The organism is Methyloversatilis discipulorum, from assembly GCF_000527135.1.
Lineage (GTDB): Bacteria > Pseudomonadota > Gammaproteobacteria > Burkholderiales > Rhodocyclaceae > Methyloversatilis > Methyloversatilis discipulorum.
In genome coordinates this window covers 4,193,763-4,206,056 of sequence record NZ_AZUP01000001.1, presented here as the reverse complement: position 1 = coordinate 4,206,056, position 12,294 = coordinate 4,193,763, and the positions used below count along the sequence as shown (strand labels likewise).

The 12,294-nt window shown below is 66.0% G+C and carries 10 protein-coding genes; 2 read left to right on the top strand and 8 right to left on the bottom strand.

The annotated features are described in order from the left end of the window. Positions 1 to 4 precede the first annotated feature (4 nt). The 7 genes from METFAM1_RS21350 to METFAM1_RS0119535 form a co-directional block, all read right to left on the bottom strand. A complete protein-coding gene (locus tag METFAM1_RS21350; RefSeq protein WP_269745039.1) occupies positions 5 to 1,174 on the bottom strand; it encodes a methyl-accepting chemotaxis protein in 1,170 nt (389 codons plus the stop codon). A 70-nt stretch (positions 1,175 to 1,244) separates the two neighbouring features. Further along, positions 1,245 to 2,192, bottom strand: a complete 948-nt coding sequence (motB, locus tag METFAM1_RS0119560; protein ID WP_019917263.1) for a flagellar motor protein MotB — start codon at positions 2,190 to 2,192, stop codon at positions 1,245 to 1,247. 50 nt (positions 2,193 to 2,242) lie between these two features. Further along, positions 2,243 to 3,100 (bottom strand): flagellar motor stator protein MotA, encoded by an 858-nt coding sequence (motA, locus tag METFAM1_RS0119555; RefSeq protein WP_019917262.1) that lies wholly within the window; start codon positions 3,098 to 3,100, stop codon positions 2,243 to 2,245. Between the two features lie 205 nt (positions 3,101 to 3,305). Continuing rightward, complete coding sequence (flhC, locus tag METFAM1_RS0119550) at positions 3,306 to 3,845, bottom strand: flagellar transcriptional regulator FlhC (protein WP_019917261.1); 540 nt, start codon at positions 3,843 to 3,845, stop codon at positions 3,306 to 3,308. A gap of 17 nt (positions 3,846 to 3,862) precedes the next feature. Then, a complete protein-coding gene (flhD, locus tag METFAM1_RS0119545) occupies positions 3,863 to 4,180 on the bottom strand; it encodes a flagellar transcriptional regulator FlhD (RefSeq protein WP_019917260.1) in 318 nt (105 codons plus the stop codon). 219 nt (positions 4,181 to 4,399) lie between these two features. Further along, positions 4,400 to 6,145, bottom strand: a complete 1,746-nt coding sequence (locus tag METFAM1_RS0119540) for a putative bifunctional diguanylate cyclase/phosphodiesterase (RefSeq protein WP_232416057.1) — start codon at positions 6,143 to 6,145, stop codon at positions 4,400 to 4,402. Between the two features lie 163 nt (positions 6,146 to 6,308). Beyond that, positions 6,309 to 8,252, bottom strand: coding sequence for a diguanylate cyclase (locus METFAM1_RS0119535; RefSeq protein WP_019917258.1), 1,944 nt, complete (start codon positions 8,250 to 8,252; stop codon positions 6,309 to 6,311). Between the two features lie 204 nt (positions 8,253 to 8,456). On the opposite strand from METFAM1_RS0119535, the gene METFAM1_RS0119530 reads away from it, so the two are divergent. Then, complete coding sequence (locus METFAM1_RS0119530) at positions 8,457 to 8,996, top strand: NUDIX hydrolase (protein WP_019917257.1); 540 nt, start codon at positions 8,457 to 8,459, stop codon at positions 8,994 to 8,996. 16 nt (positions 8,997 to 9,012) lie between these two features. On the opposite strand, the gene METFAM1_RS0119525 is transcribed toward METFAM1_RS0119530, so the two are convergent. Continuing rightward, positions 9,013 to 11,499 carry a sensor histidine kinase gene (locus METFAM1_RS0119525; protein ID WP_019917256.1) on the bottom strand — a complete coding sequence of 829 codons (2,487 nt, stop codon included), beginning with the start codon at positions 11,497 to 11,499 and terminating at the stop codon, positions 9,013 to 9,015. A gap of 92 nt (positions 11,500 to 11,591) precedes the next feature. On the opposite strand from METFAM1_RS0119525, the gene METFAM1_RS0119520 reads away from it, so the two are divergent. Next, positions 11,592 to 12,290, top strand: coding sequence for a Rieske (2Fe-2S) protein (locus tag METFAM1_RS0119520; RefSeq protein WP_019917254.1), 699 nt, complete (start codon positions 11,592 to 11,594; stop codon positions 12,288 to 12,290). Positions 12,291 to 12,294 lie beyond the last annotated feature (4 nt).

Genomic DNA, 12,294 nt, shown 5'->3' with positions numbered 1-12,294 from the left:
TCCTTCAGAACAGTTCTATTTCGCCTTCTTGGTAGGCCTTCTGGGCCACCGGATTCGTGCTGTCTACAACCGCCAGATGCGCCAGTGCGTCATCGACACGCTGTGCAAGTTCGGGTGATGCGTGGCCCAGCGCCGCCGCACGCGACAGTTCGCGCACGCTGGCGCACACGCCGTCGATGGCATCGATGCGCTTCTGCACGTGGCCGATCAGCTGCGCGGTCATGTCCTGGAACTGCAACGAGGTCACGGCGTGCGCCACTGCCTGATCGACACGTTCGACCGAGGCGCCCAGATCGACGATGGACCGCTGGCGGCGCTGGTGCAGCATTTCGAGGCCGCGCACGACGGTTTCGACCCGCGTCTTCGACTCCAGCGCGAAGGTCATGTCCTGGGCAGCCATATGAGCCAGCGCCGACTCGGTCATCTTCACGTTGGCCTGCACGCGGTCGACCAGGGTGACGATCTGCTGGCTGAAGTCGCTGGTGCGCGCCGACAGGTCGCGCACCTCGTCGGCCACCACCGCAAAGCCGCGGCCGGCCTCGCCAGCGCGCGCCGCCTCGATCGCCGCATTCAGTGCGAGCAGATTGGTCTGCTTGGAAATGCCGCCGATCTCGCCGAGCAGGGCGCGCACGCCCTCGGTTTCGCGGGCGATGCCCTCGGTCAGCTCGACCAGCTCCATGCCCAGCTTGCTGTTGTGGACCACGCTATCGACGACGCGCTGCATGGTGCCGGAGGTTTCGTCGACGAAGCTCGCGAAGTCGAACTGTTCGCTGCCGTCACCGCCGGTCAGCGCCATTGCAGTCTCGCGCTGGCTCGTGGTTTCGCCGTGCATGTTGTGGAAGCTCTGGGTGAGGCCGCCGATCGCTTCGTGCAGCAGCTGCTGCACGCGTGTCAGTTCCTCGTTTATCCGGATGCACTGGTCATGAACCGAGTCGGAACCGCCCACCACACGCTGATGCGCAGCATCGGGCTCGGCCCTGACGCTGTGCGCCTCGTCCGGCGTCTCCACTGCCGTACGACCGGACAGCAGCACCGTCAGCGTCCACAGCAGCGCGGCAGCGGCAACGGCAGCCAGCACGGGCAGCATGGACTGCGGCGCCAGCAGGGCGGCGGTGCCGGCACACAATGCGGATCCAGTCCAGGCGGCAAGAAGGGCGATCGGTTTTATTTTCATGGCATCGGGCATCGAGTGGCAACGATACGGACTGACTTCGAGCTTTACGGCAGCGCCGCGCGGAACTTGATCAAGGTGGCGTGACCGCGCCGGCTGCACCGGCCACGTCCTCGACGTTGACCGAACGTCCGTCCGACAGCATCGCCTGTTCGGTATCGCGGTTCAGCACGATGATGCTGATGCGACGGTTGATCGGGTTGAACGGGTCATCCTTGTCGAACGGAATGATGGAGCTCATGCCGACCACCCGCAGCACCTTGTCCGGGTCCATGCCGCCAGCGATCAGTTCGCGCCGCGACGCATTGGCGCGATTGGACGACAGCTCCCAGTTCGAGAATCCGCCGACACCGCCGGCAAAGGGCTTGGCGTCGGTATGCCCGGACAGGAAGATGCGGTTGTCCACCTGATTCAGGATGAGGCCGATCTCGCGCAGGATGACCTGGGTGTAGGGCTGCAAGCGGTCGCTGGCCGAGGCGAACATCGGCCGGTTCTGCTCGTCGACGATCTGGATGCGCAGGCCTTCCGACGTCACGTCCAGCATCAGCTGGTTACGGAAGGGCCGCAGGTCGGGATTCGCTTCGATGCGCGCCTCGATCTGGCTCTTCAGCTCGATCAGCTTGACGCGCTCCTGGCGCTGCTGCTCGCGCTTCATCTCTTCCGCCTTCTGGTCCTCGCTGCTGGCGCTGAGGTTGATGGAGCGCTGCTTGGTCTCGACCGCACCGTACTTCACCTGACCGGCCTGTCGCGTCAGATCGCGCCCGCCGCCCTGGATGACGCTCGAACTGTCGCCCGATCCGGAGCCGCCCTGCTGCGCCACCTTCAGCGGATTCTCGAAGTACTCGGCAATGCCCTCCAGGTCGCCCTGCGCGGTCGAACCGAGCAGCCACATCAGCAGGAAGAAGGCCATCATCGCGGTCACGAAGTCGGCGTAGGCGATCTTCCAGGCGCCACCGTGCGCACCGCCGCCGCCCTTCTTGATCTTCTTGACGATGATTGGCTGCTGGGTATCGTCGGACATGGTTCAACCGATGGTGTATGAGGAGGTCAGGAGATGAGCGTTGCGCCCGCTCACTTGCCCTTACGGCTCTTCACTTCGTCTTCCAGCTCCTTGAAGCTGGGGCGGTCCGGCGAGTACAGCACCTTGCGGCCGAACTCGATTGCCACCTGCGGCGCGTAGCCATTCATGCTGGCCAGCAGCACGACCTTCATGCATTCGTAGATCTTGCCGCCCTCTTCCATCTTCTGTTCGAGCTGGGAGGCGATCGGCGCGACGAAACCGTAGGAGAGCAGGATGCCGAGGAAGGTGCCGACCAGCGCGCCGCCGATCATCTTGCCCAGCACGGCCGGCGGCTGGCCGACCGAGCCCATCACGTTCACCACCCCCATCACTGCAACGACGATACCGAAGGCCGGCACGCCGTCGGCCATCTTCGACACGCAATGCACGGCGACATGCTGTTCCGAGTGATGGGTTTCGATTTCGGCGTCCATCAGGTCGGCGATCTCGAAGGCGTTCAGGTTGCCGCCCACCATCATGCGCAGGTAGTCGGTCAGGAAGTCCACCGCGTGGTGGTCGGCCAGGAAGTTGGGGTATTTGGAGAAAATCGGGCTGGATTCGGGATTCTCGACGTCGGCTTCGATCGACATCAGCCCTTCCTTGCGCACCTTGGCCAGGATTTCGTAGAGCATGGCCAGCACGTCCACGTAGAAGGCCTTGTTGTAGGACGAGCCCTTGAATACCGACGGCAGCGCGGCCACCGTCGCCTTGATCGCAGCCATGCCGTTGCCGGCCACGAAGCCACCGATCATCAGACCGAAGATGGCGACGTATTCGGCGGGCACCCACAGCGCGGCCAGACTGCCGTGCAGTGCGTAGGTGCCGACCGAAGCGGCAAGGATGATCACGTAGCCGATGATCAGAAACATGGAATTTCCCTGTGTATGACGGATGTTCGGGGCATCAATCACTGCGTGCCTGTTGGTCTAACGGCACCACCTCAGGAAACTTGACCAAGTCTGCTGCGCAGGTGGACAGCACCCGACGCACAAAAAAATGCCGCTGCGGGTTGCCCCGCAGCGGCGAGCTCCTTGCTCGCGCAAGGAGGAGGTCAGACAGGAGAGAGAAAACGGATCAGGCGGCGATCAGCGCCTCGCGGGCACGGCGCGTCTTGCCGGCGCGTGCGGGAATGTTGCACAGGCCGCAGACATAGCTGGCCTTCGGGTCGTAGGCGTGCGCCACGAAGTGGCCGCCGCAGCAGGTGCACTTCGTGTGCTGCAGCAGCTTGGCGTCGAAGAAGCGCACCAGCGTCCAGGCGCGGGTGAGACTCAGCACTTCTTCCATGTCGTGCGTCTGCACGTGTTCCTGGTAGAGCTTGAACGCCTTGACGATGCAGTCGAGCTGGTTGAGACCGGTGTTCTGCTTGAAGAAACTGAAGAAGGACATGAACAGCGAAGCGTGAATGTTCGGCTGCCAGGTCATGAACCAGTCGGTCGAGAAAGGCAGCATGCCCTTCGGCGGCGACACGCCCTTCACTTCCTTGTACAGCTTGAGCAGGCGCTCACGCGACAGATGGGTTTCGGCTTCCAGCAGCTGCAGGCGGGCGCCCAGCTGGATCAGGTTTACCGCCAGCGCGATTTCGCGACCTTCGGAAACGATGCTCTTGTTTTTCATGACCTTGACTCCCTGGCTCAGGACACGGCTTCGACCGGCTGCGCGCAGGCCAGGATGGTCGCGTGCAGGTGGGAGGTCGATGCGTCACGACCGTGGCTGGACAACAGGCCGAGCAGGACGCGGTCGTCGAAGCGCAGGCGGCACAGCATCATGTTGGCGCTGGCCATCTTCAGGACCTGTGCCGGGGAGAGCGACTCGATCATGCCGGCGACTTCCTCGCTGACACCGAGGCGGAACATCGCTGCATCACGGTCCTCGCGGATCATCTGCTGAGCGAGCATCAGATAGGCAAGATTCAGTTCGCGAATCTCGTTGAGCAAGCCGGTCGTCTTCATGCCTCGATCCCTCCTTGGAGCAGGTGCAGAGTGCGCCTGTGTGTGGGATGCATTCTGCCGAGAGGGGCGCCGATGCCCAATCAGGGGCTGGCGAAACTTGCTGTACGAAGGGACGCACGGAATCCTGTAAGAAAAATTCTTACATTTCGGGCGTGTACGGGGAGGGACCACCCTGAAAATCGGGCGGACAAGGCAGGTAACGGCAGCGCCGGGCAAAACTTAAATCAAAAGTGAGCCGTCCAGGATGCGGGCGCAGAGCACGTCGGCGTCCACCGGTCGCGAGAAGAAATAGCCCTGGAAGCGGTCGCACTGCTCGCGCATCAGGAAGCCCAGCTGTTCCGGTGTTTCCACGCCTTCGGCCACCGTGGTCAGGCGCAAGCTGCGGGCCAGCGCGATGATGACGCGGATGATGGCGGCGTCGTCTTCATCCTCGTTGATGTCGCGGACAAAGGACTTGTCGATCTTGACGATGTCGATCGGGAAGCGCTTCAGGTAGGACAGCGACGAGTAACCGGTGCCGAAGTCGTCCATCGAGATGCGCACACCCATGTTCTTCAGCGCCTTCAGCATGCCTATCGTCGTTTCGGCGTCCTTCATCAGCACCGATTCGGTGATTTCCAGCACCAGCTTGTCCGGCGGAAAACCGGTGTCCTCCAGCGTCGTGCGCACAGTTTCCAGCAGTCGCGGCTGGGCGAACTGCACGGCCGACACATTGACCGACATCGACAGGTCGGTCATGCCCTGCTCGTGCCACAGCCTGCCCTGACTGCAGGCTTCGCGCATGACCCAGGCGCCGATCTCGACGATGAGTCCGGATTCGTCGGCCAGCGGAATGAAGCGGTCCGGCGACACGACGCCGCGCTGCGGATGCTTCCAGCGCAGCAGCGCCTCGACGCCGGACGGGCGGCCGGTCAGGCCATTCAGGATGGGCTGGTAGTTCAGGAACAGTTCGCCGCGCTGCACCGCGTGCCGCAGGTGCGTCTCCAGCACCAGCTTTTCGGCCGAGCTGGCGCTCATTTCGCGCGCGTAGAAACTCATGCCGTTGCCGCCGGAGCGCTTCGCGCTGGCCATCGCCGCTTCGGCATTCATGATCAGGGACTGCGCGTCGTCGCCGTCGTCCGGCGTCATCGCCACGCCGACCGAAGCGGTGAGGAAGAGCTCCAGACCGTCCTTGATGATCGGGGTGGAAAAGGCGTCCATCAGCCGCTGTGCAAGTGCTGATGCCAGCGCACGCGTGGTGCAGGCCGGCGCGAACACGCAGAAGCGGTCGCCGCTGAGGCGGGCGATCATCGCGCCGTCGCCGGCGCGCTCGATCAGCCGGCGCACCGCTTCGCGCAGCACCGCGTTGCCCGCCTCGTAACCGAAGCTGGTGTTGATGCGCAGGAAGCGGTCGATATCGACCACCATCAGCGTGGCGTGGCTGGCTTCGACGCTGCGGCGGGCGGTGTCGAGCCAGTCGTCGATCTGCGCGCGCAGCAGGGTCTGGTTGGGCAGTGCCGACAGCGTGTCGAAGAAGGCCAGCGCATGGATGCGCGCGTCCGCCGTCTGCACCGCGCGCCGCGTCTCGACGCCGCGCAGTTCGCGTTCGATCACCGGCACCAGGCGGGCGATATTGCCCTTCTGGACGTAGTCGGCGACGCCGTTGCGCATGGCCGAGAAGGCCATGTGGTCGGAAATCTTGCCGGAGTAGATGATGAAGGGAATGTCGCGCCCGCTGCGGCGCACGACTTCGAGCGCGGACGCCGAATCGAAGCCAGGCATGGCGTGGTCGGAAATGACCAGATCCCACTCGCGCTCTTCCAGCGCGCGGGCGAGATCGCCGGCGCTGTCCACGCGCTCGGAATACGTGTCGAGCCCGCGCGCGCTCAGTTGAGCGTTCAGCAGGAAGACGTCGTCTTCATTGTCCTCGACCATCAATACCTTGATGGTTCTGAACCCTCCCATCTTGTCAGAGTGACGGTCCATCCACTTCATTCCGGGTCGTGAGCACGATCAACGGGATCAATGGACGGCAGGATCTGCCGAAACTTGAGCGACGACTTTTGCCGGATGCGGGCAAAAGTCTCTCTTTACCCTTTCGGTTGAGGGGGGATTAGGACCTGATCACCGCCTATTCCGCCGTTTGAATCTAGCCCGCCGCATGTGCCCTGTTGCGCCCGGCATTCTTGGCGGCGACCAGTGCCTGGTCGGCGAAGGTGAGCAGCGCGTCGGCGTCCGGCATGGCCGGCAGGCGCTCGGCCACGCCGATGCTGATCGAGCTGGTCAGGCGCAGGCGACCGGCCTGCACCGGCGCCGCGGCAACGCCGGCGCACACGCGATGCGCGCATGCCATGGCCTGTTCGAGGTCGGTATCCGGACAGATGATCAGGAACTCGTCACCACCGGTGCGGCACACCACGTCCTGTGCGCGCATGCATTCGCGGATCGCGCGGGCGGTCTGTTCCAGCACCTGATCGGCGACATCGCGACCGTAGGTTTCGTTGATCTGACGGAAGTGATCGATGTCGATCAGCAGGCAGGACAGCGGCCGCTCGCTGCGTTGCGCGATCGCCCACTCCTGAGCGATGCGGCTCATCGCGTAACGGCGGTTCGGGAATCCGGTGAGCGCATCGGTCAGCGCAACCTCCTGCAGGCGGCGGTTGCTCACGCCCAGTTCGGCCGCGTAGCGGCGGATTTCCTCGCGCTCGCTCTCCAGTTCGCGCTGCATGCGCACCAGACGCTGACCTGCACGCAGCCGTGCTTCGAGCACGCGCGGCCGCAACGGCTTGACCATGTAGTCATCGACACCCGACTCGAAGGCCTCGATCAAGCGCTGATCCTCTTCGTGACTGGTGAGCAGGATGATGTAGATGTTGCGGCCCATGCGGGTCTGACGCAGCGTGCGCGTCAGTTCGAGGCCGTTCATCTGTGGCATCACCCAGTCGACCACCATGATGTGCGGCTGGAACTCGAGCGCCAGATCCATGCCGCGTACGCCGTCCTCGGCCACCGCGACCTGATAGCCGCCGCGCACCAGCAAGGTCTGCAGCGTCAGCCGGGTGGCCGCGTCGTCCTCGACCACCAGCACGCGCAAACCGTCGCTGCCCGGCGCGTCGTTGGCCGCCAGCTGGGCAGCCGGCGCCGGCGCGACGGCCAGGACGGGTGGCGGCGCCGGCACCAGCGTGTCGGCCAGGCCGTCCAGACTGGGCAAGGCATAGGCATCGACCGGCAGCATCTGCGACCAGTCCTTCCAGTCGAGGGCGACTTCCTCGCACAGCGCGGACACCTGCTCCGGCACCCACTCCATGCGCGCCGCCAGCGCGCGCGCGGCGTCCAGGCTCTGCGCCCGGCTGGCTTCGTCGGCCATGCAGGCGCTTTCGATGGCGCGGGCCAGACCCAGTGCCATCGTCAGTCCGTATTCGCGCGACCCCGGATCGACCGGCGTGCTCAGCGCCGACTCGTGGCCCAGCACCGCGGCGACGAAGAAGCGCGGCATGCCCCAGTCGAGCAGCATCGCCGCACTCAGCTCGACGTGCGTCATCGCGAACGCCTGGCGCTCCTGTTCGAGCAGGCAGGCCGGGTCGCCGCGCGCTTCGTCGAGCACGCGGGAATACTGCACCGGGAACACGCTGGCCAGACCGAGGGCGCCGACACCCGACAGCAGACCGACGCTGAAGCTCTCTTCGACGCCGGCGCTGCGCAGTCGCATGACGATCTTCTGCATCGCGATGGCGCGGATGACCGAACCGGTCCAGAAGCGCGTGTACGGGAAGCTGCGGCAAAGACCTTCGCCATTGCTCGAAATGAGCGAGAAGCCGAGCGCCAGATTGCGCACGGCCGCCATGCCGAGCACCGCCAGCGCATCGCGCAGCGCCACCACCGGGCGCGAGCCCTGTGGCAGCGTGCCGTTGGCGGCACGTACCAGACGACCGACCAGCGCCGGGTCGCCCTGGATCAGCCGGGCCAGTTCGGCCAGCGAGGCATCGCCGCGCTGGCTCATGCGGGCGATCGACAAGGCGATGCCCTTGGGCGACGGCAACTCGCCCGCGGCCTTAATTTCCTGGAAGCGGCGTGTATCGATCAGGTCATTCATTCGTGAATCCGGGCTGTGCAGCAACCGTTTCAACGAGGCGACGCGCGCGTGACCGCCCCGAATCAATCGGCATTGGCTTTCCTTACGGCCGGGGAGTCTCCCGACTTGAGGGCAGCAGCAAAAATCCGGCCACCCCACGCGCATCGGCCGAGGGCGGCGCTACACTCGTGGCCTGCTCAGCAACACGGTTTTGCCACCCGACACATGAAGTACTGCGCCCATTGCGGCAGTGAGGTCGAACTGCGCGTTCCGGCCGGCGACAACCGCCCGCGCCACGTCTGCCCGGCCTGCGGCAGCATTCACTATCAGAACCCGCGCATGGTGGTCGGCACGCTGCCGGTGTGGGAAGACAAGGTGATGCTGTGCCGGCGCGCGATCGAGCCGCGCCACGGCTACTGGACGCTGCCGGCCGGCTTCATGGAGAACGGCGAGAGCGCCGCCGAGGGCGCAATGCGCGAGACGCGCGAAGAGGCCTGCGCGCGGGTCGAACTGCTGGCGCCCTACACGATGGTGAGCGTGCCCTTCATCGACCAGATCCACCTGTTGTTCCGCGCCCGGCTGCTCGACCTCGATTTCGCGCCGGGCACCGAATCACTGGAGGTGAAGCTGTTCGACGAGGCGGACATCCCGTGGGACGAACTGGCCTTCCGCAGCGTGTCGCTCACTTTGCGCACCTTTTTCGACGAACGCCGGCAGGGCAGCTTCGGCGTCCATCACTTCACGCTGCCCGCAGCCGCGGGCTGAGCGCGCCTGCGCCGGCTCAGGCCTCGACCGCTTCGGCGGCGGCGCCGAAGCTGAAGCTGAAGGTCGCCCCCTGCCCCGGCACGCCCTCGGCCGCGACGCGGCCGCCGTGCAGCCGGATGATTCGTTGCACGATGGCCAGACCGATGCCGCTGCCGTCGTATTCGCGATTGTTGTGCAGGCGCTGGAAGGGCGCGAACAGCCGCCCGACGTAGGCCATGTCGAAACCGGCGCCGTTGTCGCGCACGAAATAGGCGGTCTGTTCGCCCAGCCGGGACTGCCCGATCTCGATGCGCGGCTGTGGCTGCAGTCGGGTGAACTTCCACGCGTTGCGCAGCAGGTTTTCCAGCACGATGCGGGCGAGGCCGGGATCGGCGTCCACCCACAGGCCTTCCGGAATCACCCACTGCACCTGTCGCGACGGCGCCTCGGCGTCGAGCTCGCGCGCGATATCGCGGGCGACGTCCGACAGATTGGTCAGCGTGCGGCGCACCTCGGCGCGCGACACGCGCGACAGTTCGAGCAGGTCGTCGATCAGTTCGCCCATACGCTGGCTGTTGCGACGGATGCGCGCGAGGTATTCGCGCCCCTGCTCGTCCAGCAGATCGCCGTAGTCCTCGACCAGCAACCGCGAGAAGCCGTCGAGCGCACGCAGCGGTGCGCGCAGGTCGTGCGACACCGAATAGCTGAAGGCCTCCAGTTCCTTGACCGCCGCTTCCAGCGCCGCGGTGCGCGCGCCGACACGTCGTTCCAGTTCGTCGTTCTGCGACTGCACGCTCTGCACGTGCTCGGCCTGTATGCGCGCGGCCTCGCGCTGCGCGGTCACGTCGCGGCGCACCGACACCAGACCATTGAAATTCCCGTCGTCGTCGACCAGCGGAATGATGCTCACGTCGTACACACGCGGGTCGTTGCCGGCGAGGTCGACGACCTGTTCCTCGAAGTGCGGCTTGCAGGTGCGGGCGACCTCCTGCGCGATGGCGTGGTTGTGCAGCAGCACCTCGGACAGCGAGGGCAGATGCGCCGCCAGTTCCTCGCTGGTCGCCCCCAGCCAGGCCGTCTTCTTCAGGCAACGCGTGTCGAGCAGCGCGCGGTTGGCCAGGCGCCAGCGCAAATGCCTGTCCTTCAGCACGATGAGGTCGGGCAGCGCATCGACCAGCGCGCGCAGACGGAATTCCTCTTCGCGCAGCGCTTCGCGCGCCTGCATTTCGGCCGTGATGTCGCGGCTCACGCCGCGATAGCCCGAGAAGGCGCCGGAGGCATCGAACACCGGTTCGCCGGACGAGGCGAGGTAGCGCCAGCGCGAACCGTCGCGGCGGCGCGACAGGAAGTCGCGAAAAGCCTCGTGCCGCTCCAGCGTCTGCCGCAGCAGACCCCAGGGCTGGGTCAGCGCCTCTTCGCCGGGAATTTCCCACGGCGCGCAGCCGTCCAGTTCGGTGTCGCCGAAGTGCGCGTCGGTCAGTTCGTCCGGCAGCCGGTGGTAGCGCAGTTCGGCGTCCAGTTCCCAGTGCCAGTCGGCCGACAGCAGGGTCAGCGCGCGGAAATGCGATTCGCGTTCGCGCAGCGCGCGTCGCGCCGCCTGCTTCTCCGACATCGCGGCGCCGATGAACAGCGCGGTGGCGGCGGTCAGCATGATCAGGCCGTGCAGCACCAGCAGCTGCACCTGCATCGGGTGCGGACTGAACGGCGACGTGCCGTTGGCGGTGCCGGCCAGCGCCATCATCGAAGTGATCAGGAAGGCAGTCCAGCCGACGCGTGGCGGAAAGCGCAGCGCCACCCACACCACCAGCGGCAGCGCGACGTACAGCTGCAGCATCGGGTCCGGCAGCAGCGCGACGCCGGCGAAGGTGACGCTGAGCAGGGCCATCAGCGCACCGACGACCAGTATCTGCTCAGGCAGGCGGCGCTTGAGCTGTTGCAGCGGCCGGCGCGCGCCCCAGGCCAGCAGCGGCAGCACGGTGACGATGGCGCCGAGCGCGTCACCGAGCCAGGCGGTGGAACCGATCTCCAGCCAGCGCTCGGGCGGCAGACCATGCTGCAGCACGCTGCCGGTCAGTGTCGCCAGGGCACTGGGCACCGCCATCAGATAGATCACGGCCATCAGCTTGAGTGCGCCATCGGTGCGTTCGAGCAGATCGGTCGGTCTTGCGGTCAGGCGCCGCAGCAGCGCTGCACCGGCCCACGGCGCAAGGACCTGGCCGGCGGAGAACAGCGCGATCATCGCTGCGCCCTGGCGCGCCAGCACCGCCGACGCAAACACGCCGACGACCACGCCCGGCAGCCAGCGCGTGCCGCCCTGCAGCAGCGCAAACAGGGCGAGCCCCATCGGCGCCCACATCGGCATCTGACCCGACGCAACATCGCGCAGCCGGAAGCTGAGTGCAGCGAGCAGACAGTAGGCGACGGCGATCAGCAGATTGACCACAAACCCGTGGCCGGGCGCGCGGGCGCGCCCGACCGACGGATCGGCCGGCTCCGACGGCGACGGCAGCGACTGCGGCGGCATGCTCAATTCTGTCTCCGGCCGGCTTGACTACCGCGGCGGCACTTTCTAGTTTTCAACGACTGCCGCACGAATGTTTCCTGTGGAGCGTGATGATGGAAAGACGCAGCTTTATCACCGCGTGCAGCGCCGCCTGCGGACTGGCCGGACTGAACCTGCCCGCGCGCGCCGCCGTGGCGCGGGAATACCCGCGCAGCGTGCTGACCGACGGCGAAGGTCGGCCGCTGAAGGCGTCCTCGCTCAAGCCGGGTATCAATTATGTATTCCAGTGGCCGTATCCGGCCACGCCCTGTTTCCTGCTGGATCTGGGCAGGAAGGTCGACGGCGCGACGAAGCTGCGTACCGCCGACGGGCGACAGTACGACTGGCCCGGCGGCGTCGGCCGGGCCCAGTCCATCGTCGCCTACTCGGCCATATGCTCGCACAAGCTCACGCATCCGACACGGGACATCAGTTTCATCTCCTACCGTGACGAAGCGACTGCACACAGCCGTCGCGCGCGGGTGATCCACTGCTGTTCCGAGCACAGCCAGTTCGATCCGGCCGCCGGCGCACGCGTACTCGAAGGCCCAGCGCCGCAGCCACTGGCCGGCATCGTGCTCGAATACGCGGCAGAACGCGACGAACTGGTGGCCGTCGCCACGCTGGGCGCCGACGTGTTCGACCGCTTCTTCCAGAGCTTCGGCTTCCGGCTGGCGCTGGATCACGGTGGCGACCGCGCGATGAAACCGGTCGGCGCGACCACGCGGGTGGTCGCGATGGACAGCTTCTGCCGTCAGCAGGTGCGCTGCTGACGGT